We start from the raw sequence: 22,556 nt of genomic DNA on the forward strand, positions 1-22,556 counted from the left end.
CATGAAATACACCACACTCACACTAGCCCTCTGCTCCTCGCTTGCCCTAATTTCCTGCGGCGAGAAAAAAACCTCCAGCACCGATACGCCACCGGCAACGGCCGTGACCCTGGAATCCATCATCGTCAAGGAAGCGCCCGCCCATGCCCAGTCCATTACGGATGTGCGCAAGTCCATCGAAGTCGGCAAGAAAGTCACTCTTTCCGGGAAAATCATGGGCCGCAAAGATCCCTTTGTCGAAGGGCGTGCCCTCCTCATGTTAGGCGACCCGGCCATCATCACCTCCTGCGATCTTCGCCCAAGTGACAGCTGTCAGACCCCTTGGGATGTTTGCTGTGATGACAACGAGGATATCAAGGCGGCTACCGCAACCATTCAAGTCGTCGATCAAGACGGCAAGCTGATCAAACAAGGCTTCAAAGGGGTGCATGGCATCAAAGAACTGAGCCAGCTCGTCATCACAGGAACGATCGCCGAGGGTTCGAATGCGGATAATCTCCTGATCAATGCGACGGCAGTTTATGTAAAACAGTAGGGTAAGTTTGCAACTTGCCCCCCCGTTAGAAGCTCGTCTTACTTCATTCCATGAAAACTGCAATCTCCATCATCATTTCCAGCACCCTGCTGGCCAGCTGTTCGATGTCGCCCACAGCTTCCTCCTCCAAAAGTCACAAGGCATGGAAGCAAATCCCCTCATGGGCAAGTGCGCGGATACAGCAACGTTGGTGGAGGCAATACGGTGATACCCAATTGAACCGTGATGTAACCACTGCCCTTGCTAACAATCCCGGTCTCGCCGTCATCGCGGCGAGGCTGGACCGGGCAGAAGCACTCGTTGCCAAATCCCGGGCCGCCAGCCTCCCCAGCATCAACCTGGGGATTGGCCATCGCGATGGCAGACAACAAGAGGTCGCTATGGGTCCCTATAATCTCGCCCCCTGGGAAGGTGGCGGCCAGTTTTCCTGGGAAATCGATCTGAGTGGTCGACTGCGGGCAGCCACGCGGTCGGCCAAGGACGCACGCGACGCCGCCTTCTGGGATGTGCATGCGGCAAGGTTGCAGCTCGCGAGCAGAATAGCAGCCACCCGGTTTAACCTCTACCGGTTCAACGCCGAAATTTCCTGCTTGCAGGAATCGACGCGAGCCAGCCAGGAAACGGTCGATACACTTAAGGCACGAGCCGATGCGGGTATCGTCGCTGCCAGCGCCTACCACCGTCAGCAGGCAGAACATGAAAAATTCACCAGACAACTTATCGAGGCCCGGCGTCTGCGTGATGTTACCATCGTCCAGCTGCGCACGCTCACCGGGGGGGCTGTGGTTTCTGGAACCACACGCAGTCATTTGCCGACGCCGAACAACCCGCCCGCCCTATCGATGGCCCAAATACTCAAGGCCAATCCGAGTTTGCTTGCCGCCGAAGCCAGGGTCAGATCGGCGTTCCAGTTAGAGAAATCGGCCAAGCTCGATTTACTCCCCTCATTTCAATTCAATGCGTCTGCCACAGGCGTAGGAAGTTCACTTACCGGGCGCTATTCAGCCTGGCAGCATCACGTTGGCCCAGCACTCGATATTCCCATCTACGACCCGGTTCGACTTGCCAATATCAAAGTCCGTCGTGCCGAAGCGAAAGCCGCCGCCGCCCAATACAGGTCTGCCGTAATCACTGTGCTGGAGGAAGTCGACAAGGCCAGGATCAATCTTCAGAGCCGACGGCGGCAGCTCCATGCCAACCAGCGGGAAATATCCTCACTGACTCAAACCCGGCGATACGCGTCTGACCAGTTCAAGGCCGGTATTACCTCTCAAATCGAATACCTCGATACCGAACGCCGCTGGCTCGAAGCCAAACGCACCGAAGCCTCCTTACGCCAGGCTTACCTCAACGACCATATCCAGCTGATCAAGGCCCTTGGTGGTAGTTGAATGGAGGATTTGAATAGCTAATGGTCAGGGTAACCACTACAATACACGCAGCCCCTCTTCGCTTCTTCACCACTGCCACTCCCGCGGGTCTTTCTGCGCGCCTTTTACAATTTCCGCAGGCAGATTGATGAATTCCACATCTTTGGTGGTGTTGGCTTGCAGCTGGAATTTGACAAGCCGGCGTTGGGTTTGATTGGCACTTGTCACCGACACATCAGCAAGGATTGTGATATCACCGTCGGTAAGAGGATACACTTTGAGTTTCCCGGGGATTTGAAAAACGGCATAACACTTGCCGGGCTCCTTTTTGAACGGTTTGAACGGCTCTCGGTAGCCAAGATGATTCGCTGGATACCACTCACTGCGCCTGGTCTTCGAGGTAATAACCTTAACCCGATGTACCACCATCGACTGATGAACTCCCTCGTGGCCTTCTGCTTCGACACGCCAGATAAACGGGCCATCGAGCGTTGCCGAGCCTGCCATATAAACCATCGCGGAAAGCGCAAATCCTGATTTGCCTCCCACCGGCCTTACAGAGGCTCCGATCTGCGCTCCATTAATCCCGACTGTGGAGCTTTTCTGATACGTATGGCTTTTGGTGAAAATATGACCGCACGAGCAAAGCATCATAGTAGAAAAAACAGCTAAAAAATGGATAGGGTTCATAACGAGCAAACTTCCACCGATGAGACAGCGGTGGTGCTATGATTCGTCACTTTTATTTGGCATCCTTTGACCATTGACTAATGCACGTTGACTCATAACCATCCAGCGCATGGACAACCCGACCGCGATTTTCATCCTCGTTGCCTTGCTGGCACTGTGGAATCTCGATTTCATCTCCGCCCTTTTTAATCTCAAGGCTCTCGACCCCAAACTTCCTGAAGAGTTCCGTGGCATCTATGACGAGGACAAATATGCCGAATCCCAGGAGTATACCCGCGTCTCAGAGCGCTATGGCATCATCACATCCACCTACAGCCTGACCATCCTCCTGGTATTCTGGTTTATGGGTGGTTTCGGATGGTTGGACGGGTGGCTACGCGATCTGGGATGGGGTGAAACCGTGACCGGCCTTGCATTTATCGGCGTGTTATTCCTCGGCAACACACTGCTGAGCCTCCCCTTCCAGGTATATGACACCTTTGTGATCGAGGAACGTTTTGGTTTTAACAAAACGACACCAAAGACCTTTGTAATCGACCAAATCAAAGGCCTCGTTCTCGCCGCCGTGTTAGGCGCGCCTCTCCTCGCGCTTGTTTTATGGATCTTTGGGAATATTGACAATGCCTGGCTCTGGGCGTGGCTGGCATTCACCGCCTTCCAGCTTCTGATGACCTACCTCGCACCCACCTTCATCCTGCCGCTGTTCAACAAGTTCGAACCCATGGAGGAGGGAGATCTGAAGTCGCGCATCCAGGAAATGAGCCAGCAATGCGATTTCCCCCTTACCGAGATCCACGTCATGGACGGCTCCAAACGATCCACCAAATCCAACGCCTTCTTCACCGGCTTCGGAAAACGGAAAAAAATCGCCCTGTTCGACACCCTGATCGAAAACCACGGTACGGACGAACTGTTAGGCGTCCTTGCCCACGAAATCGGGCATTTCAAAAAGAAGCACATCATCCAGCGTATGGTTTACATGTTTGTGCAAACCGCCGTTGTCTTTTTCCTACTCGGGTTGGTAACCGATAAAAACAGCAGTTTCGCCCAAGGTTTATTCGAGGCATTCGGCATGACTAAAGACCAGATTTCCATCTACGCCGGGCTGGTATTTTTCATGCTACTGTTCTCGCCTGTCAGCCGTGTTCTGTCGGTGGTTGGCAATCTCTCCAGCCGAAAACACGAGTTTGAGGCCGACGCCTACGCGGCAGAAATCCAAGGCACGCCCGAACACCTCATCAAGGCCCTCAAAAAACTCGCTGCCGATAACCTTTCCAACCTCACCCCCCACCCACTGCCTGTGTTTCTCGATTACTCGCACCCGCCAATGCTGGTGCGGATCAAGGCATTAAGGAAACTTGGGTAAGCAACAAGCACTTGGTTCCATCGTATGAGAGAGGCTAGCTGATAAATCTTCCGTGATAAACGCCATACGTGGCGGGGCCCTCCTGATTTTGGAACTCGTAGACTCGCGTTGACAACACACACGGATCTTCCGATCCACGATCAACGGGAGAAACATAACGACGGACGGTGCCCCGCCACGCTTTCATGGGTGGCAGTGCCAGCTTGCAAACCGGAGCCATAGCCAGGGATGGGGCCAGAGCACGGTCTACTGCGCTGTTGAAAAGCAGTTGCAGCTGCACTTCACGGGATTAGGACTCCCGGATGATCTTTTTGTCAGAAATTATTTTATTTCTAACGTTTTGCGATCCAAGTTGTCACCCACCCGGTTATTTGATTTCAATCACAAAAGGGGTGGTTTTTTCATCGGCCTGCGGCTTCTGGTCTTTGTTATACAGCCGCTTCCACTTGACATAGTAACCTTTCCAAAGAGCCCCCTTTTTTCCGTGGTAGCGATTTTCAAAATCAAAGACGCCCTTACCATCGAGCGTGGAAAATAGAAAATCTTTTCCTTCCTGCCCATCCATGGTCACCTCCAGTGAAGTGACCCCACCTCGGGCCAATCCTTCATCGGACAGATCAACCTCTTCATAGGATTTCAGAGAAACACGTTTCCCGTCCTTAGCCCGGACAAATTTAATCCGGTCCCTGCGCATGGCGCTCTTGAGCTTCTTTTCGTCAGCACTGTTGTAGGTATTACTATACATGGCAGGAACCATCACCTTGAAAGCCAGGTAGATCTTTTCCTCCTTCAGCGTGCCCGGATCAAGAATCCGACCATCCATGATAATCCTGTCGCGATCATATTTCACGTGGATCCCGACTTTGGCATCACCAGTACTTTCAGCGGTGAACCGGACTTCCTTATGATCTAGGCCCGGCTTCATCTCCGTTGCAAACCCCTCATCCTCCTTTAGTCGTTTGGCATACGTTTTGCCGTCAGCATTTTCGACGAGCACTTCTGCGTATATTTTGATGGTCCGATTATCCCCCACCCTTTTCTTGTTATTTTCTCCTATCAAAAACAAGGAACACTGCCCCTCGTTGTCGATTCCAAATTCAAAGGACCTGCGTGTATAACCTGAAAAATATTGAAACCACGGCTGGTCCTCCATACTCGGTAACATCTGGGCTCCTGCTGGATTTGGTAGTAACAGAATAGAGCTCAATACCAAGGCTGCCCAATGCCGGGGGGCTTTTTTCTCATTCATATACCCCACAATACAGCGCATCCTGATGCCTGTCTAAACAAAATTCCACCAGCCCGGAAAAGTATTCAGCTTTTATTCGTTATTCACCGTTGCACCTTCTGCAAATCTTTGGAGAATACAGCCGTCATTCAATGAATAACCAAGAACTTTCAAATAACATCACTCAAGCCTGCCAGTGGGTTCCCGTCATCAAAGAGGAAATGGGCAAGGTCTTGGTGGGACAAAGCGATCTCGTCGACCGACTCATCGTTGGTCTCCTTTGCAAGGGACACATATTGTTAGAAGGCGTACCAGGACTTGCCAAGACTTTGGCGATCAAAGCCCTTTCAGGCTGCTTGCATACCAATTTCGCGCGATTGCAGTTCACTCCTGATCTACTGCCGTCCGACCTGTTGGGCACGATGATTTACAACCCTCGTGAAGCGATCTTTTCAGCCAAGCTCGGCCCCATTTTCAGTAATGTCATTTTAGCCGATGAAATCAACCGCGCCCCAGCCAAAGTGCAGTCGGCTCTGCTGGAAGCGATGCAGGAACGGCAAGTCACCATTGGTGACACCACCTACCCTCTGCCCGACCCCTTTCTGGTGCTCGCCACGCAAAACCCAATCGACCAGGAGGGAACCTACCAGCTCCCGGAAGCCCAGCTGGACCGCTTTTTACTCAAGGTGACGGTCAACTATCCCAATCGCGACGAGGAGCTGCTTATCCTCGACCGCATGGCAACCTCCGAGCCGGTCTATCAGACGTCTCCAGTGGTTGATATTCCAACGGTGGCCAGTAGCATTCACCTGGTAAACAACATCTACATCGACCCCGCTGTCAGAAAATATATCGTCGAACTCGTTCACACGACCCGCTATCCGGCCAAAGTGGACACCAATTTGCAAAACCTGATCCGGGTGGGGGCCTCGCCACGTGCAACCATCAACCTGGCTCTCGCGTCACGGGCCAAGGCATTTATGGCAGGCCGGGCTTTTGTTACCCCTCAAGACGTAAAGGATCTCGCGCACGACATCCTGCGTCACCGTATTTTGCCGAGTTACGAAGCCGAAGCCGAGGATATCACCACCGACTCCATTATTGACCGCATCCTCGCCCGCGTGCCAGTGCCGTAGGTTGAAACTCCAAGACTTAAGCCCCCCAATTACCAGGGTTAGATTTCCGGGATCACACGCTGGCGCATGGTGCCAATACCCTCGATGCCTAGCTCGACCTGATCCCCGGCCGATAAATAGCGAGGTGGTGTCATGCCCATACCCACCCCAGCAGGTGTCCCGGTGGCAATGATGTCACCCGGCAGCAATGTCATGAATTGGGAAATGTAGCTTACCAGATAGGCAACACCGAACATCATGTCACCACTCCAGCCGTTTTGACGTTTCTCGCCGTTGACCTTGGTCCATAGACACAGGCATTGAGGGTCGGAAAGTTCATCGGTCGTCACAAGACAAGGACCAAACGGAGCAAAGGTGTCGGAGCTTTTCCCTTTTACCCACTGGCCACAGCGTTCTTTTTGCCAGGCCCGCTCACTGTAATCACACAGGATGGTATACCCAGCAACATGGTCAATCGCATCACGCTCCCTGATGTTTCTCGATGTCTTGCCGATCACAAGCGCCAACTCAACTTCGTAGTCGAGTTTCTGACTGCCCGTGGGAAGGATCACATCATCATAGGGACCGCAACATGCCGTGGTCGCCTTCATAAAAAGGACGGGTTCATCCGGCACACCCCCACCAAACTCCTTGGCGTGATCCATGTAGTTTTTACCCACGCAAACGAGTTTCGATGGCCTCGCAACCGGGGAACCGAGCCGGGTATCGGCGGAAAGTTCCCGCCCGCCAAGGCAGCCATCGTCCACCCAACTGCGCAAGGACTCCAGTCCGCCACAGGCAAAAAACCCCTCGTCAAAATCCAAGAATTCATCGGAAGCATCCATCATTCTGCCATCCGGAAGAATCACCCCCGGACATTCCCTGCCCGCTTCACCGTGTCGGATTAATTTCATCAGTCATTCAATGTGGGTTAGTTTGTGCCGCAACTGAAACGGAAACCATTCAGGAAAACAAAGCCGCCGCCTCACCTTCCGAAGGAAAAGATCCTCCACGTTCTTTTTTCCACAATAATTTGCCGTCGTTACGGATTTCGAAAATCCCGCCGCTGCCTCCGACCAGAAGGACCTCTGCTCCGGTCGCTTCTCTGATTTCAGCCGACACACGGTCAGCTTCAGGACGGTAGTTTCATTGTTCGCAGTATTCTATTTCAATTTCCATGCCGGTATTATGGATCAAGCTGACCCGTCTTGTCACGTAGAAGCTGTGATTAATCGGAGCAATCCACTACGCGAAAACTCCGGGCACAAAAAAGCCCGGTTTTGTCGGTGAAGACAAAACCGGGCATAGACCTGGCAACGACCTACTCTCACAGGGCCTGTCGCCCCACTACCATCGGCGCAACAGTGTTTCACTTCCGGGTTCGGAATGGGACCGGGTGGTTCCACCATGCTATGGTCACCAGAGTTCGCGCTTTGCGCTCGGGTTGTGAGTGTTGAGTTGTGAATGTTGAGTTCATAACCACCCATCGTCAGAGTAAAATGCGAGCTCTAATTACCTTAGCTACCATGTTGGTGATTGCTGGATGCAGAGTATGTGTTGTTGGTCCTGGGAAAGAGGGTTTGGAAGTGATCCTTATGGTCGAACTAAAAGGCGTTCCTTGACAACTGTAGAGGGATATTTCCTATTGTGTTCGTTGCAAACAATACAAGCTTTTGACGGCTTCAGTCCATTGTCCTTGGTGTTTTACTCGTTTCATATGGCTTTCACCACACCAAACCTCTTCATTTTCGAACTCGGTCCGCCCCGGACTGCTTATGTTCCGGGGTTTTCCTTTTGATTCCGATGTTCCAGATGTCGTGAATGCTCATCAACTATGTTGGTAAACATACTTCAAACTGGAATTTCGAAGGAATCAAGCCGGACAGACGATTAGTACTGGTGAGCTGCATGCATTGCTGCACTTCCACCCCCAGCCTATCAACGTGGTGGTCTTCCACGGTCTTTCAGGGAAAACTGATCTTGAGAACTGCTTGGCGCTTAGATGCTTTCAGCGCTTATCAGTGCCGCACTTAGCTACCCGGCCATGCCCTTGACAGGACAACCGGAGCACCAGAGGTGCGTCAAACCCGGTCCTCTCGTACTAGGGTTTGAACCTCTCAATTTTCCTACGCCCACAGAGGATAGAGGACCGAACTGTCTCGCGACGTTCTGAACCCAGCTCGCGTGCCGCTTTAATGGGCGAACAGCCCAACCCTTGGGACCTGCTCCAGCCCCAGGATGCGACGAGCCGACATCGAGGTGCCAAACCGCGCCGTCGATATGAACTCTTGGGCGCGATCAGCCTGTTATCCCTAAGGTACCTTTTATCCGTTGAGCGACGGCAATTCCACTTTCTACCGCCGGATCACTAAGGCCTACTTTCGTATCTGCTCGACTTGTGGGTCTCACAGTTAGTCTGGCTTATGCCTTTACACTCGAAACACGGTTGCAGACCGTGCTGAGCCAAACTTCGCGCTCCTCCGTTACTCTTTAGGAGGATACCGCCCCAGTAAAACTGACCGGCTGCCACGGTCCCCCGGCCGGATGACGGCTCGGGGTTAGATTATCCAATGTCAAAGGGTGGTATCTCACTGACGACTCCGGGCGCGCCTAAACGCGCCCTTCAAAGTCTCCCACTTATGCTGAGCATTAAAATCGAATAACCAGTAACAGCTTACAGTTAAGGTCTATAGGGTCTTTCCGTCCTTCTGCGGGTAGCCGGCATCTTCACCGGCACTACAATTTCACTGAGCTCCTGGTCGAGACAGTGGTCAACTCGTTGCACGATTCGTGCAGGTCGGAACTTACCCGACAAGGAATTTCGCTACCTTAGGACCGTTATAGTTACGGCCGACATTCACCAGGACTTGGACTCGAAGCTTCGCCTCAAGGGCTAACATCTCATCGTAATCTTTTGGCATTGGTCACGTGTCACATCCTATACATCGGCTTGCGCCTTGGCAGAATGCTGTGTTTTTGCTAAACAGTCGGTTGACCCTTTTCACTGCGGCCCCCCGAGGGGGGCACTCCTTATCCCGAAGTTACGGAGCTATTTTGCCGAGTTCCTTGACCAGGTTTCACTCTTGCGCCTTGGTATACTCTACCCACCCACCTGTGTCGGTTTACGGTACGGGCTGCTTTTGGTCGTGTCGGCTTTTCTTGGCCCTTCTTCATGCAATGCGGTTCGGCACAAGGCCTCCCCTCGGAATTCAATAACCTGGTTGCAATCCAAAAAGCGTCCCCTTCACTTCGCAGGTGCAGAAATATTAATCTGCTTACCATCCCCTACGCCTGTCGGCCTCGGGTTAGGTCCCGACTAACCCCGGGACGAAAAACGTTGCCCGGGAAACCTTGGGTTTACGGCGGCCGGGGATTTCACCCGGCTTATCGTTACTAATGTCTACATACTCTCTAGTCAGCAGTCCACGGTCGGTCGCCCTTCCGCTTCAATCCGGCTGACTATGCTCCTCTACCACGCCAGAGTCCCGCAGGACTCTGACATCCAGAGCTTCGGTATCATGCTTATCGCCAATCATTTTCGGCGCAGGGTCTCTCGATGAGTAAGCTATTACGCATTTTTTAAATGGTGGCTGCTTCTAAGCCAACATCCTCACTGTCTAAGAAACCCCACCTCCTTTCCACTTAGCATGATTTTGGCACCTTAGCTGCTGATCTGGGCTGTTTCCCTTTCGACAATGAAGCTTATCCCCCACTGTCTCACTGCTGCGCTCTATTGAATGGTATTCGGAGTTTGATAGGGGTTGGTAGGCGGGTATGCCCCCTAGCCCTTTCAGTGCTCTACCCCCACTCATCAACACGCAACGCTGCACCTAAATGCATTTCGAGGAGAACCAGCTATCACGGGGCTTGAATAGCCTTTCACTCCGACCCACAGCTCATCCGAGCGTTTTTCAACACACAACGGTTCGGTCCTCCACGTCGTTTTACCGACGCTTCAACCTGGCCATGGGTAGGTCGCCTCCGCTTCGGGTCTGGCGCCTGCAACTATGTCGCCCTGTTCGGACTCGCTTTCGCTACGCCTGCGTCCCAGAAGGACTTAAGCTTGCCACAGACACCAACTCGTAGACTCATTAAGCAAAAGGCACGCAATCACCGGAACGAATCCCGGCTCTTACACCTTGTAGGCACATGGTTTCAGGTTCTGTTTCACTCCCCTCACAGGGGTACTTTTCACCTTTCCCTCACGGTACTTGTTCACTATCGGTCGCTAGTTAGTATTTAGCCTTACGCAGTGGTCTGCGCAGATTCACACGGGGTTTCACGTGTCCCGTGCTACTCAGGAACTCCCTAGGGCCTTCGAGGATTTCGGTTACGGGGATCTCACCCTCTCTGTCGCATCTTTCCAAATGCTTCACCTATCCTCTCCGGTCCCACGGCGGGGTCCTACAACCCCGGGGAATAAATCCCCCGGTTTGGGCTCTTCCGTTTTCGCTCGCCACTACTCACGGAATCGATTTCTCTTTCCTTTCCTCCGGTTACTGAGATGTTTCACTTCACCGGGTATTGCGTATGCTTGCCTATTTTATTCAGCAAGCAACGACTGGATATTACTCCAGCCAGGTTACCCCATTCGGAAATCTCCGGGTCAAAGCCTGTTTGCGGCTCACCGAAGCTTATCGCAGCTTATCACGTCCTTCATCGCCTTCTAGCACCAAGGCATCCACTATGTGCCCTTTAAAGCTTGATTCCTGTTTCGAAAATTCAGCTTTGTCATCCCCGACCTAGGTCGAGGGTAACGAAATTTATTGCCATAAATTTTTTGGTTCCTTCTCTCCTCCCATCACTTTGACATGACGGTCGGATCGTTGGTTTGTCAATCATGGCCGATGATCCGCATTGCTGCATGCCACCGGCCGTGCTTGGTTTCGCATCATCAGGAATGATGATGCGGTTTGGTTGGTTTCGAGTATTTCCAAGGACTGCAGGACTAAAGCTCAAATCAAAATTGTATTGTTTTTCTTTTGAACCGTCCCCACCGCTCGCGCGGCCCGGACAGTCATACAGAACAGGAAATATCAATGACTTCAGACTTTCAATCCCCTACCGAAGTAAGTTCATGAGGCTCGCCCGAAATCATTTCTCTACAGATGTCAAAGAACTTTGCGAATGAATGATTTCAGATTGCAGAATGAATAATTGGATTATTCTCGCTGCGCTCGTCTTTTTTTAACTGTGCTTTTTTTAAAACCTCCCTGAACAACGTGGGATCGGAGTCCGGATAAATCATCCATTCTGCAATCTGCAATTATCCATTCTGAAGATGGTGGGCCAGGCTGGACTTGAACCAGCGACCCCACGCTTATCAAGCGTGTGCTCTAACCAACTGAGCTACAGGCCCCTTTGGAAATGAACGATTGAATCATTGAATGATGAATCATTTATTCACTTCTTCATTCTTCATTCCTTCATTCAGAAGATGGTGGAGGTAACCGGGTTCGAACCGATGACATCCTGCTTGCAAAGCAGGCGCTCTACCAACTGAGCTATACCCCCTTCAGGAGGGCGGTTTTTGTGAAGAGTTCCAGTTCGTTAGAACCATTGAAAGATTGAATTGTACGCTGCGTTCATGCCTTAACACATGGTGCGCCATAATAATTAATAAGTCGTGAACCGCTTTCGCGTCTTCACTCAGACACCCTGGCGACTTGCGTCACTTTAGGCGCCGACCTTCGGCAGCGGGCGCGTGAACGCCTTGCCGATTACTCCATAGAAAGGAGATGATCCAGCCGCAGGTTCCCCTACGGCTACCTTGTTACGACTTCATCCCAGTTACCAGCTACACCTTAGGACCTTGCTTCTTAAAAAGTTAGCGCAGATACTTCGGGTGCGACCGGCTTCCATGATGTGACGGGCGGTGTGTACAAGACCCGGGAACGTATTCACGGCACCGTAGCTGATGTGCCATTACTAGCGATTCCAACTTCATGGAGGCGAGTTGCAGCCTCCAATCCGAACTGGGCCCAGTTTTGCAGATTTCCTCCACCTCGCGGCATCGGTTCTCATTGTACTGGGCATTGTAGTACGTGTGCAGCCCAAGGCGTAAGGGCCATACTGACCTGACGTCATCCCCACCTTCCTCCCAGTTGACCTGGGCAGTCTGAATAGAGTCCCCGCCATTACGCGCTGGCAACTATTCACAGGGGTTGCGCTCGTTGCTGGACTTAACCAAACATCTCACGACACGAGCTGACGACGGCCATGCAGCACCTGTGTAAGGTCCCCGAGGGGTCACACGCTTTCACGTGCTTAGCAATACATGTCAAGCCTTGGTAAGGTTCTTCGCGTTGCATCGAATTAAGCCACATACTCCACCGCTTGTGCGGGTCCCCGTCAATTTCTTTGAGTTTTAGTCTTGCGACCGTACTCCCCAGGCGGCGCGCTTAACGCGTTAGCTCCGGCACGGAAGGGGTCGAGTCCTCCCACACCAAGCGCGCACCGTTTACTGCCAGGACTACAGGGGTATCTAATCCCTTTCGCTACCCTGGCCTTCGTACCTCAGCGTCAGTAAATGTCCAGCAGGCTGCCTTCGCCATTGGTCTTCCTCTTGATATCCACGCATTTCACTGCTACACCAAGAATTCCACCTGCCTCTCCATTACTCCAGTCTGGCAGTATCGGGTGCAGTTCCGGGGTTGAGCCCCGGGATTTCACACCTGACTTACCAGACCGCCTACGTACTCTTTACGCCCAGTGATTCCGAATAACGCTCGGGACCTTCGTATTACCGCGGCTGCTGGCACGAAGTTAGCCGTCCCTTCCTCTTATAATACTATCAAACATACACGACTCTTAATCACGTATGCCTTACTCTTATATGACAGGAGTTTACGACCCTAGGGCCTTCATCCTCCACGCGGCGTTGCACCATCAGGGTTTCCCCCATTGTGAATGATTCTCGACTGCTGCCACCCGTAGGTGTCTGGACCGTGTCTCAGTTCCAGTGTTGCTGATCATCCTCTCAGACCAGCTACCCGTCGTCGCCTTGGTGAGCCGTTACCTCACCAACAAGCTGATAGGCCGCGAGCCCATCCCGGAGTGACACCCGAGGGCGTCTTTGATCCGTAGATCGTATGCGGTATTAATCTTCCTTTCGGAAGGCTATCCCCCGCTCCGGGGCAGGTTGCTCACGTGTTACTAACCCGTCCGCCACTGGAAACACAATTAGCAAGCTATTCATGTTCCCCGTTCGACTTGCATGTCTTATCCACGCCGCCAGCGTTCATTCTGAGCCAGAATCAAACTCTCCGTATAAATGCCGTCCATAGGACGGGCTTTTTAAACAGTTACAGGCTTTGTATTTTATATTCTCCAATTGCTTGGAGCGTAAATTTACGTTTACCAAATTGACAAGTAGTAGAGCTCCGGGCCGAAACCCTTTTCTCCCTACATGATCTGCGCACCATTCTTCAACAGTCGCGCAGCGCACAATTCAATCTTTCCTCTTCCATCCTGTCCACACCGTCCGGACAACACTCCAATGCAACCGTGGTGGTCGCACCTTCATCGTCTCATCCGCCTTGCAGCCAGGACCGCACTGTTAAAGATCACTTCAACGCAGAGGATAAAAAATCGACCGGTAAACTTCGCTCCTTCAAGCTCTGTTCGCGGTCGACTCACTGTCTCTTGCGTGCCCTCCGTTGGAGCGGCGGGCGGAACCTACTAGATTTTCCCTCCACGTCAACACCTTTCGACACTTTTTCTCCATCTTTTTTCACCCCTCCCCACAACCCCCTTATTTTCAATGGTGAGGGGCCATGCTTTTTTCCGTGAAAACCGGTCAATGCTGGACCGGAGGTGGGGTGTCGTTGTCATCATCTGCATTATCCGGCAACCTGATCGACTCAACCATCTGTTGAATCTCGAGTGGAGGTGGGGGCGTGAATGCGCTGACGACAAAGGCGACGGCAAAATTCAGCAGCATCCCGATGCAGCCGATTCCTTCCGGCGAAATACCAAAGAGGTAATCTTCGGTTTTTCCGTCGAGGAATTGGAAATAGACGATGTAGGCGAAGGTGAAGCTAATGCCTGACACCATACCGGCGATGGCTCCTTCCCTGTTTACCCGTTTGGAGAATATGCCCATCAACAGCGTGGGAAAGAAGGACGAGGCGGCCAGGCCAAAAGCGAAAGCCACGGTCTGGGCGATGAAGGCTGATGGCGGATTGATTCCAAACCATGCGGCAACACCCAGGGCGATGAAGGATGCCATACGGGCGTAGTTCACCTCTTCTTTATCTGAAAGGTCGGGTTTGATGATCCTTTTCATCAAGTCATGGGAAATCGAGGTTGAAAGGACTAACAGAAGTCCTGCTGCTGTCGATAAAGCCGCAGCGATACACCCCGCCATGAGCAGGGCGATCACCCACTTGGGGAGCCCTGCCATGTGGGGGTTGGCCATTACCATGATGTCGTTACCAAACCAGAGTTCGTTGGGGTTGGTCATATCCGACTTACTGACAAGGAGGCGTTCACCGTGTTTGCCGATGCGCTGCTCTTCCGGGGCATTGTATTCGGGGTAAACGGGGGCCTTTCCTTGGAATGGAGAGAATGTGCCTTTGTCTGATTCTGACTTCGCAGGCCCAAAGTACTGGATTTTCCCGTCGTCGTTTTTATCCACCCATGCCATTTGCCCCGTTTGCTCGAAATCCTTGAACCAGGAAGGAGCGTCGGAGTAACTCGTATTGTGCAGCTTTTCTATCAGATTGACACGGGAAAAAGCACCGATCGTGGGTGCCGTCAGATAGATCACGGCAATAAACGCCAGCGTCCAGCAAGCGGAGCTTCTAACAGCGCGGACATTCTTCACGGTAAAGAAGCGGACGATCACATGGGGCAGCCCTGCCGTTCCGCACATGAGCGCGGCCGTGATACAGAACATGTTTACCGTGGACATCTTGCCCGAGGTGTATTCGCTGAAACCCAGCTCGGTGTTAATGGTATTGAGCTTGGTTAAAAACGGGATTTTTTCACCACTTCCCGCTGTGTAATCACCGATCAGCCCGAATTGGGGGATCACGTTGTTGGTCAGGGTGATGGCGATGAAAACAGCTGGAATGGTGTAAGCAAAGGCCATCACGCAGTATTGGGCCACCTGGGTGTAGGTGATGCCCTTCATCCCCCCCATCCCCGCATAGACAAACACGATGAGAGCGCCAATCACGACCCCCGCAGGGATGCCGATGCCAAAAAGCTGTGAAAACACCACCCCGACACCTCGCATCTGCCCCATGATGTAGGTCATGCAAATAAAGATCGCGCAAAGCACCGCGACGCCACGGGCGACTTTGGAATAATAGCGGTCGCCAACAAAGTCAGGGACGGTTGCTTTTCCAAATTTCCGCAGAAAGGGCACCATCAGGATGGTGAGCAGCACAAAGCCTCCTGTCCAGCCCATGAGGAAACGGGAGGCATCATAGCCGCTGATGGCAATCGTGCCGGCCATGGAGATGAAAGTGGCCGCGCTCATCCAGTCGGCTGCCGTAGCCATACCATTGGCAAATGGGGAGACCCCACCACCCGCTGTGTAATATTCCGTGGTGGAGGCGGCACGCGACCTGACGGCTATACCGACGTACAAGGCAAACGAAATACCGATGAAAATGTAGTTCCAGTAGTCTTGATTCATGGTGGTCTATTTTTTCGATGTGAATCCCTCCTCACCTTCGAGTCGGTTCATCAGGACTTTGTAGATGATCAGAAGCATTACAAAACAGATAATCGACCCCTGCTGGGCCATCCAGAAGCCAAAGGGGGCGTTGCCAACATGGGGGAAGTTGGCATCCAACCAATCCCGGAACAGGATTCCTGAACCCAGGCTGACCAGGAACCAGACAAGGAGCATCACGAGGACGAGGATGATGTTTTTATACCAATAGCGGCGGCAGTGTTCGGAAGACGGTTGTTGACTCATAATGTGGATCTATCCGCTGGTTATAGGCATCATGGTGAGGGATGCAAACTGAGAATTTCAAAAACGCGGTAATTTCCCACAGGATATTGCAGCTTGGGTTGACAAATACGCAAGCCCATGTGATCACTCCGGCATGCAGACCGAGATCATTACCAATCGTGAAGTCAATGCTGTGCAAATCCCGAGCGGTGACCCATTTGTTCTCCCCGCAGGCACCGCCGTGATCATTACCCAGACCCTGGGAGGCTCCTATACCGTGGCGACGCAGTCAGGGCTGGCACGTATTTCCTCTGATGATGCTGATGCCCTGGGGATTGATCATAACGACACTTCCGGCTCGGCAGCAGGCAATGACGACCTTCCGGCAGATGCCAGTCTCGAGGACCGGATTTGGAATCAGCTCAAACAGGTTTTTGATCCGGAAATCCCGGTGGACATTGTCAATCTGGGTCTGGTTTACGACTGTTCACTCAGTGAGGCGGACGGCAAGACCACCGCCAACGTCAAGATGACCCTGACGGCACCAGGCTGTGGCATGGGGCCTGTGATTGCTGCTGACGCGCAAGCGCGGATCATGACTCTGGCAGGGATTGATGAGGCCCACGTTGACCTAGTCTGGGACCCCCCGTGGAACCAGGATATGATTTCCGAGGAAGGGCGTATGAAGCTCGGGATGGTTTGATCCAGGGGGTGGGAATCAGGTGTCAGGGTTGCCACTCTAACGGGTCAACCCGGTAGTAACCGACCAGCTGCTGGTAGACCTCTGGAAATTCCTCGTGGAGTTGTTGGGGTTTTTCGTAGAAGGTTTCTGTGGCCACGGCGAAAAACTCGGCGGGATTGGTAGCACCGTATTCATCGATGGATGACCGCTTTCCATTTTCAAGTTTCCGTGTAAAGCGGTCATAGGCATTGGAAAAAACACGTGCCCATGCCCGGTAGGAACCCGTGCCGGAGAGTTCGGGAACACCGTCTGCGGCACCATCGACCTGGTCAAGCTGATGGGCGAACTCGTGCAGGGTAACGTGGTGCCCGTCCTCTTCATTGCGACCTCCTGCGACAACACTTTCCCATGCCAGGATAACGCTGCCTGAGTGCCAGCTCTCTCCGAGCCGGATACTCTCTTCACCGTGTTCGTCCTTGGCTTTATAGGCTGTAGGGTAGAGTAGGATACTGCGCAATCGACGGTAATAGTCGTGTTGCCGATTTACCAGTAACAGGCAAGCTTGCGCAGCGATCACGTGTTGCATGTGTACGGTGACCTGATCCAGTCCGCCGCAGGCCTCGAATGATTTTTCATGGATGAACACATGCATCAAACCTTCGAGTTCATCGCGAATATGACCAGGAAGCCGGGCAAACAATTTAAAGTCCCTGCTGATTTTCACGCGCTGGCTTTCAGTAAGCCGCAGTGCCAGCCAGCGTTTGCGGCGAGCTTTGATGATTGCCGCTTGCGCGATGAAACCGCATGCTATCAACGCGACGACCGAGATGATGATGATGACACCGGTCATTCAGTTCGGGAGTTCCAGGCTAACATGTCTTCAAATTTCACACCGCTGCCACCAAAAACATCCAGGGCACTTCCCACCGTCACATCCACATGCCCCCCGCTGCGGCTGGAAACGAGGTGAAGGTCATCCATGGTTGCCACACCACCGGCATAAGTCATCGGTATACCCGCCCATGCCCCTAACAAATCAACCAATTCGGCATCGATACCGCCGCAGAGTCCTTCGACATCGGCGGCATGAATGAGATACTCCGCGCACCACTCGGCGAGAGTTTCCAAGGTGGGGTGGGTCACATCGATGTGGGTCAGAGTCTGCCATCGGTTCATGGCAACCGTCCAGCCGGACCCTGTGCGGCGGCAACTTAGATCCACCACGATGTTTTCGCGCCCGACCTCATTGGCCAGTTCGCGGAGGCGATCCTCGCGGAATTTACCATCGTCGTCAAAGAGCCATGAGGTCACGATGACATGCGATGCCCCGGCCTCAAGCCATTCGACCGCATTGCGGATATTGATTCCCCCACCCAACTGCATCCCTCCCGGCCAGGCCGAGAGGGCCTCACGGGCTGCATCGGCATTTCCCGTGCCAAGCTGAATAACATGCCCCCCCGTTAGATCGGCATCGCGATAGAGATCGGCAAACCATGCAGGCGGACGGTCGGAAACGAAGTTCTCCTTAGGGCCTTCCCCGGAATCGAGCAAAGTCCCTCCGACGATTTGTTTCACCTGACCGGCGTGAAGATCAATACAGGGGCGGAATCGGGTCATGCCGCTTATCTAATCGGTCTCACCCGTTTCTGCAAGTGCCTCTGCAAGTAAGTTCAAGTATTCTTCGCGTGGGACTTCAAAACCACCGAACTGACGCAGGTGATCCGTCATCCACTGCGTGTCGAGGAGGATAAACCCCTTGTCCCTCATCCAGTCGACCAGATGAACCAGCGCCACCTTGCTGGCATCGGTCTTGCGGGAAAACATACTCTCGCCAAAAAACGCCTTGCCGATAGCCACTCCATAGAGTCCCCCCTGGAGGCCTTCATCATCCCAGGACTCAAAGGAATGGGCGTAACCCAAGTCATGGAGCTGGCAGTAGCTGTCCGTGATAACCTGGTCAATCCATGTCTCCGCCCTGTCGCCGCAGCCGTCCATCACCTCGCGGAATGCGGTGTTGATCCTCAGCTCGAAGGTGTTCTTGTTAATCGTTCTCTTGAGCCCGCGTGGGATATGAAAATGATCGTCTACAGGGATGAGTCCCCGCATCAGGGGAGAGAACCAGTAGATTTCACCGTCCTCGGCCATCGGAAACACCCCCTCGGTATAGGCACCGAGGAGGACGTGGGGGGGGATTAGCTCCATGTGTATGGATGGGGGGGCTGTGTGGGGGCGGTAATACACGTACAGGTACGATACAAAGGAATGGAAGCCTGGTTACATTTTTTTCCACCCTTTTTGTATATTACGTATCTTTACTTAATGCCTCCGGCACCCATGGTTAGGTCGACGGGAACAGTGACCGTCTCGGCATCCGACCAGAGATCCATCTCGATTTTCAAGACGTCCGACTTCTTTTTGAGTTTGTATGACCTGGTCACGGTGTATTTGCCGAGCATGCCCATGCTGGACGAACCGCCGTCGGAGGATTCGATCAGCTTCCCGTCCCCATCATAGAACCGGACGGCTGCCAGCTCCGGGATCTTGCGCTTCCATTTGAAAGTGACCTCCAGTGGCTCGTCACCCCATTTGGGTTTGCCGATGGATTCGACTTCAAACTTGAACATCTCGGTCAGCTCAATGTTGTCTCCCTTTTTAAAGGTCCGGGATTCACTGGCTTTGGTTTCTGTTTTGGATGCCATCACCATCGACAGCTCCCCTTTCAGAGTGAATTTGGAAGTATCCGGTGAGGGCAGGTTGTCGGAGGACACCTCGACGCGCATCGTTTTGCCGTCCTTGCTGATTTTATTCCACATACCGAACTTACCACCAAGATCCTTGGTACCGTCGGACAGTGAAATACTGGACTGCTTGTCATCAAAGCTAATGATATCCTTGTCCCCTCCTGTCACAGCAAGGGTGATGTAGGTTCCTTCCGGCGAATTATAGGTTTGGAAGCCATCAAATTCATCCTTGAGGGATTTCCAGACGATTTTCATACCTGCCGGCTCCACGGAAACGTCAGCATTGCTCATTGTCGGCAACACCACCGAGGTGGCTAGAATCATGGGGAAAAGTAGTTTTTTCATCGTTATCAGCCTAGACTGGACAGGCTTCGGGGGCAATCTTGAAATGACATCTTGGCAATGTTGATAAAACTATGGGAAATCCTGCTTGACTCACCGCCTCTGCGGCACTATTCCCTGCCCTCCGCAACACCCCCTGCAACCCAAAAAGTAAACCTTTTTCCCATGGCCACTACAGAAGTTATTCTCCGCGAAAAAATCGAAAACCTCGGCTCCGAGGCTGACGTCGTCACCGTTAAGGCTGGCTACGCCCGCAACTACCTCGTCCCCGAAGGCAAAGCCTACGAAGCTAACAAAGCGAACCTCAAGCACCTTGAGTCCCTCAACGCCCTGCGCATCAAACGCGAAGCCGAGGAACACCAGACAGCCCAGGACCTCGCAGCCAAGATCAACAAGCTCAAACTCGACTTTACCCTCGAGACGGGCCAGGGCGGCAAGGCATTCGGCTCCATCACCACCATTGATATTCACAAGGAACTCGCCGATAAAGGCATTGAGGTGGACCGTCATGCCATCCAGCTTGACTCCCCCATCAAGACATCCGGCAAGCAAAACCTAGAGATCAAGCTGCACTCCGATGTGACAGCGACCTTGAAGATCAACGTCAAGGCTGAAGGCGACGACACAGCTGAATAACAGCCGTAACATTTAACTCGAGACCCCTCTTCGACGCCCAATGGCGGGATACGGAGAGGGGTCTTTTGCGTATGATGATCACGCTTCCGGCCTCGTGGGGCAAAGTCTGGGATTGAGGCTCAGGGATTCCAGCCAAGCGCCGAGGACGGCAAAGAATGACTCGCTACCATCGCCTCTGAACGGCTCATGAAGCAAACCTTTCATTTCATCATACCGTTTTGAGCGATTGGGGAATTGCGCATACATTTCGCGCGCCAACTCCGGTCGACATACGGGGTCATCACCACCCTGCGTGTAGAGCAAGGGGATGTCCTGGGGAATGTCCTTGAGTCCATCGTAGACCAGCTTTTCAATATCCAGTAATGCAGCTCCCCAACCGAGGGAGATCCGGCTGTGCCATAGCTGGTGGCGCGCACGCGCCTGCTGGTCGCCAGGTTCCGGATCGGTCACAGCTTGTTCTGGTTTTATCCGGCACATCTCTGGTTTCACACCGGTGGACACGGTCAGGGAGGGTACCAGCGGGGCCAGCAAGCGGAGTATCCGGATAAAAAGCGCCGACCTGTTGAGGCTGGGTTTGAACAAGGGTGAGGAAAGCCAGGCAAAGGCCGGAGCAGGCAAGCCACCTCGTCCCGAAAGCACCAGATGCCGGGCTGCCAGCAGCCCTCCCATGGAATGTCCCATCACCCCATAGGGAAGCCCAGCGAAGGAGCTGAGCGTATCTTGAATCACAGCATCCAAAAGTGGCGTATCTCCGCAGTGCCCGCGCCTCCCCGGGCTATAGCCATGTCCGGGCAGTTCCGTGATGGTACAACGGATACCGTGTTCTGTGAACGGATACAGCACCTCGAGGTAGCGTTCTGCGTAATCCCCCTGTCCGTGGTAAAAAACAGCCTCTGCCCTTACCTCGCCGTCGGGGTGCATGACCATGCGATTCAGAAGGTGTCCTTCCACACATACCCGCAGTTGCTCTCCGGTCATGATTCCAATGTTTTGGCCAGAGACTTGAACAGCTCGGCATCCTCCTTACGCCCCACTTTAATAAGCGTGTAATGAAGCTCGGTAACGTAGCGACGTAAAATAACACCGAGGTGACAGTTGTCGTTGACTGCTGCTCGGGCCTGCCCGGATAGCTCGGGATGCGCCTCAAGCAGGGCCTCAATATTAAAATGACGTCCCGCATGGTAACAATCAATCAAATGAGGGGAACCATCGATCTGAATACGGGCAAGGAAATGTCCGGGATAGTTACAGCCATCGACCTGTACACCCACCCGACGGCCTATGAGGATAAACAAAAACGCCAGGCTGGTGGGATTGCCCTGACGGCTGTCCATGACGTGGCACAGGTCAAAATTGCTTAACGCATCGGCTCGCTTGGCCACGCCGCTGAACCGGCCTTCAACAAAAAGCCATTGCCGCAGCTCCTCGGCTGTGGGGACTGGTATCTCCTCCGTGATTTCATCAACCAGCAAGTCGAGACTATCAGACAGCGAAGGTCGTAACGTAATCCCGTCATGGAGGAAATCAGATATCTGCCTGAGAATGTTCTCGAAGTTTTCCCAGTCGTCTTCCAAGGCCATCAATCCCCCCGATGGCACTAACCATTCGTTTCTCAGCGTCTCCCGTCTCCCCGGTGCCAGCAGTCGGGTGAGCTGCTTTTTTCCCTTGGTGTTAATCTCTATTCCCAAGGCGGCCAGGTCGTGGCTGATATCACCTCCCATTTCCGAAATACGTTCACGGACAATAGGTCGCACAGCAGGATCCTTATCATCGAGAAGCCGGATGAGAAAAGGCAGCTCGCTTGCTGTATCGCTGACAAGATCGTCTGGGTTCTTTGGTGCGCTGGCCATACGGAAACCTACCTCAAGTGAGTTCTATCAACAAACGATATTCGCATGAAAAAACCTCCACAGGTTTCTGTGGAGGCTAACATGATAATGG

The 22,556-nt window shown here is 53.0% G+C and carries 18 protein-coding genes, 2 tRNA genes and 3 rRNA genes; 6 read left to right on the forward strand and 17 right to left on the reverse strand.

All coding sequences use genetic code 11. The features are described 5' to 3' along the window. Position 1 precedes the first annotated feature (1 nt). Both H7A51_08075 and H7A51_08080 read left to right on the forward strand, forming a co-directional pair. A complete protein-coding gene (locus H7A51_08075) occupies positions 2–535 on the forward strand; it encodes a hypothetical protein (protein MCP5536180.1) in 534 nt (177 codons plus the stop codon). Between the two features lie 50 nt (positions 536–585). Next, the gene (locus tag H7A51_08080; GenBank protein ID MCP5536181.1) at positions 586–1,926 is read left to right on the forward strand and encodes a TolC family protein; all 1,341 of its coding nucleotides are present in this window, start codon (positions 586–588) and stop codon (positions 1,924–1,926) included. 66 nt (positions 1,927–1,992) lie between these two features. Here H7A51_08080 and H7A51_08085 read toward each other — a convergent pair whose 3' ends face one another. Further along, positions 1,993–2,559 (reverse strand): hypothetical protein, encoded by a 567-nt coding sequence (locus H7A51_08085; GenBank protein ID MCP5536182.1) that lies wholly within the window; start codon positions 2,557–2,559, stop codon positions 1,993–1,995. A 145-nt stretch (positions 2,560–2,704) separates the two neighbouring features. On the opposite strand from H7A51_08085, the gene H7A51_08090 reads away from it, so the two are divergent. After that, complete coding sequence (locus tag H7A51_08090) at positions 2,705–3,961, forward strand: M48 family metallopeptidase (GenBank protein ID MCP5536183.1); 1,257 nt, start codon at positions 2,705–2,707, stop codon at positions 3,959–3,961. A gap of 367 nt (positions 3,962–4,328) precedes the next feature. Here the strand turns inward: H7A51_08090 and H7A51_08095 are convergent, their stop codons facing one another. Beyond that, positions 4,329–5,210, reverse strand: coding sequence for a hypothetical protein (locus H7A51_08095; GenBank protein ID MCP5536184.1), 882 nt, complete (start codon positions 5,208–5,210; stop codon positions 4,329–4,331). Between the two features lie 131 nt (positions 5,211–5,341). On the opposite strand from H7A51_08095, the gene H7A51_08100 reads away from it, so the two are divergent. Next, positions 5,342–6,325 carry a MoxR family ATPase gene (locus H7A51_08100; protein MCP5536185.1) on the forward strand — a complete coding sequence of 328 codons (984 nt, stop codon included), beginning with the start codon at positions 5,342–5,344 and terminating at the stop codon, positions 6,323–6,325. Between the two features lie 38 nt (positions 6,326–6,363). On the opposite strand, the gene H7A51_08105 is transcribed toward H7A51_08100, so the two are convergent. The 9 genes from H7A51_08105 to H7A51_08145 all read right to left on the reverse strand — a co-directional run bounded on the left by H7A51_08105 (position 6,364) and on the right by H7A51_08145 (position 16,235). Beyond that, positions 6,364–7,218 (reverse strand): fumarylacetoacetate hydrolase family protein, encoded by an 855-nt coding sequence (locus H7A51_08105; GenBank protein ID MCP5536186.1) that lies wholly within the window; start codon positions 7,216–7,218, stop codon positions 6,364–6,366. Between the two features lie 49 nt (positions 7,219–7,267). Then, positions 7,268–7,426, reverse strand: a complete 159-nt coding sequence (locus H7A51_08110; GenBank protein ID MCP5536187.1) for a hypothetical protein — start codon at positions 7,424–7,426, stop codon at positions 7,268–7,270. A gap of 186 nt (positions 7,427–7,612) precedes the next feature. Further along, positions 7,613–7,728, reverse strand: a 5S ribosomal RNA gene (gene rrf / locus H7A51_08115). A gap of 444 nt (positions 7,729–8,172) precedes the next feature. Continuing rightward, a 23S ribosomal RNA gene (locus tag H7A51_08120) occupies positions 8,173–11,013 on the reverse strand. A gap of 573 nt (positions 11,014–11,586) precedes the next feature. Further along, positions 11,587–11,663: transfer RNA gene (locus H7A51_08125), tRNA-Ile, on the reverse strand. A gap of 79 nt (positions 11,664–11,742) precedes the next feature. Further along, positions 11,743–11,818, reverse strand: a tRNA-Ala gene (locus H7A51_08130). Positions 11,819–12,024: 206 nt separating this feature from the next. Further along, positions 12,025–13,574: ribosomal RNA gene (locus tag H7A51_08135) — 16S ribosomal RNA — on the reverse strand. The 16S, 23S and 5S rRNA genes sit together here with 2 tRNA genes alongside, the layout of an rRNA operon. A 528-nt stretch (positions 13,575–14,102) precedes the next feature. Continuing rightward, on the reverse strand, positions 14,103–15,950 hold the full coding sequence (locus H7A51_08140) for a cation acetate symporter (GenBank protein ID MCP5536188.1): 1,848 nt from the start codon (positions 15,948–15,950) through the stop codon (positions 14,103–14,105). 6 nt (positions 15,951–15,956) lie between these two features. Then, complete coding sequence (locus H7A51_08145; GenBank protein ID MCP5536189.1) at positions 15,957–16,235, reverse strand: DUF4212 domain-containing protein; 279 nt, start codon at positions 16,233–16,235, stop codon at positions 15,957–15,959. A gap of 133 nt (positions 16,236–16,368) precedes the next feature. On the opposite strand from H7A51_08145, the gene sufT reads away from it, so the two are divergent. Continuing rightward, a complete protein-coding gene (gene sufT, locus H7A51_08150; GenBank protein MCP5536190.1) occupies positions 16,369–16,917 on the forward strand; it encodes a putative Fe-S cluster assembly protein SufT in 549 nt (182 codons plus the stop codon). A gap of 22 nt (positions 16,918–16,939) precedes the next feature. On the opposite strand, the gene H7A51_08155 is transcribed toward sufT, so the two are convergent. The 4 genes from H7A51_08155 to H7A51_08170 all read right to left on the reverse strand — a co-directional run bounded on the left by H7A51_08155 (position 16,940) and on the right by H7A51_08170 (position 19,982). Beyond that, the gene (locus H7A51_08155; protein ID MCP5536191.1) at positions 16,940–17,746 is read right to left on the reverse strand and encodes a zinc-dependent peptidase; all 807 of its coding nucleotides are present in this window, start codon (positions 17,744–17,746) and stop codon (positions 16,940–16,942) included. Beyond that, entirely contained in the window at positions 17,743–18,513 is a 771-nt protein-coding gene (gene hisA, locus H7A51_08160) for a phosphoribosylformimino-5-aminoimidazole carboxamide ribotide isomerase (protein MCP5536192.1), read from the reverse strand. Before hisA ends, H7A51_08155 begins: the two co-directional genes overlap by 4 nt. Before the next feature lie 9 nt (positions 18,514–18,522). Continuing rightward, complete coding sequence (locus tag H7A51_08165; GenBank protein MCP5536193.1) at positions 18,523–19,098, reverse strand: leucyl/phenylalanyl-tRNA--protein transferase; 576 nt, start codon at positions 19,096–19,098, stop codon at positions 18,523–18,525. A 110-nt stretch (positions 19,099–19,208) separates the two neighbouring features. Beyond that, positions 19,209–19,982, reverse strand: coding sequence for a hypothetical protein (locus H7A51_08170; protein MCP5536194.1), 774 nt, complete (start codon positions 19,980–19,982; stop codon positions 19,209–19,211). 162 nt (positions 19,983–20,144) lie between these two features. Here H7A51_08170 and H7A51_08175 point away from each other — a divergent pair, with 162 nt between their 5' ends. Then, positions 20,145–20,615, forward strand: a complete 471-nt coding sequence (locus tag H7A51_08175; protein MCP5536195.1) for a 50S ribosomal protein L9 — start codon at positions 20,145–20,147, stop codon at positions 20,613–20,615. A 78-nt stretch (positions 20,616–20,693) separates the two neighbouring features. Here the strand turns inward: H7A51_08175 and H7A51_08180 are convergent, their stop codons facing one another. After that, complete coding sequence (locus H7A51_08180) at positions 20,694–21,593, reverse strand: alpha/beta fold hydrolase (GenBank protein ID MCP5536196.1); 900 nt, start codon at positions 21,591–21,593, stop codon at positions 20,694–20,696. After that, positions 21,590–22,465 (reverse strand): hypothetical protein, encoded by an 876-nt coding sequence (locus H7A51_08185; GenBank protein ID MCP5536197.1) that lies wholly within the window; start codon positions 22,463–22,465, stop codon positions 21,590–21,592. Before H7A51_08185 ends, H7A51_08180 begins: the two co-directional genes overlap by 4 nt. Positions 22,466–22,556: the final 91 nt, after the last annotated feature.

The organism is Akkermansiaceae bacterium, from assembly GCA_024233115.1.
Lineage (GTDB): Bacteria > Verrucomicrobiota > Verrucomicrobiia > Verrucomicrobiales > Akkermansiaceae > Oceaniferula.

Bases quoted from the DNA above. Each gene is read 5' to 3' on its own strand.
- H7A51_08075 (MCP5536180.1), top strand. From the start codon at position 2: ATGAAATACACCACACTCACACTAGCCCTCTGCTCCTCGCTTGCCCTA.
- H7A51_08080 (MCP5536181.1), top strand. From the start codon at position 586: ATGAAAACTGCAATCTCCATCATCATTTCCAGCACCCTGCTGGCCAGC.
- H7A51_08085 (MCP5536182.1), bottom strand. From the start codon at position 2,559: ATGATGCTTTGCTCGTGCGGTCATATTTTCACCAAAAGCCATACGTAT.
- H7A51_08090 (MCP5536183.1), top strand. From the start codon at position 2,705: ATGGACAACCCGACCGCGATTTTCATCCTCGTTGCCTTGCTGGCACTG.
- H7A51_08095 (MCP5536184.1), bottom strand. From the start codon at position 5,210: ATGAATGAGAAAAAAGCCCCCCGGCATTGGGCAGCCTTGGTATTGAGC.
- H7A51_08100 (MCP5536185.1), top strand. From the start codon at position 5,342: ATGAATAACCAAGAACTTTCAAATAACATCACTCAAGCCTGCCAGTGG.
- H7A51_08105 (MCP5536186.1), bottom strand. From the start codon at position 7,218: ATGAAATTAATCCGACACGGTGAAGCGGGCAGGGAATGTCCGGGGGTG.
- H7A51_08140 (MCP5536188.1), bottom strand. From the start codon at position 15,950: ATGAATCAAGACTACTGGAACTACATTTTCATCGGTATTTCGTTTGCC.
- H7A51_08145 (MCP5536189.1), bottom strand. From the start codon at position 16,235: ATGAGTCAACAACCGTCTTCCGAACACTGCCGCCGCTATTGGTATAAA.
- sufT (MCP5536190.1), top strand. From the start codon at position 16,369: ATGCAGACCGAGATCATTACCAATCGTGAAGTCAATGCTGTGCAAATC.
- H7A51_08155 (MCP5536191.1), bottom strand. From the start codon at position 17,746: ATGACCGGTGTCATCATCATCATCTCGGTCGTCGCGTTGATAGCATGC.
- hisA (MCP5536192.1), bottom strand. From the start codon at position 18,513: ATGACCCGATTCCGCCCCTGTATTGATCTTCACGCCGGTCAGGTGAAA.
- H7A51_08165 (MCP5536193.1), bottom strand. From the start codon at position 19,098: ATGGAGCTAATCCCCCCCCACGTCCTCCTCGGTGCCTATACCGAGGGG.
- H7A51_08170 (MCP5536194.1), bottom strand. From the start codon at position 19,982: ATGAAAAAACTACTTTTCCCCATGATTCTAGCCACCTCGGTGGTGTTG.
- H7A51_08175 (MCP5536195.1), top strand. From the start codon at position 20,145: ATGGCCACTACAGAAGTTATTCTCCGCGAAAAAATCGAAAACCTCGGC.
- H7A51_08180 (MCP5536196.1), bottom strand. From the start codon at position 21,593: ATGACCGGAGAGCAACTGCGGGTATGTGTGGAAGGACACCTTCTGAAT.
- H7A51_08185 (MCP5536197.1), bottom strand. From the start codon at position 22,465: ATGGCCAGCGCACCAAAGAACCCAGACGATCTTGTCAGCGATACAGCA.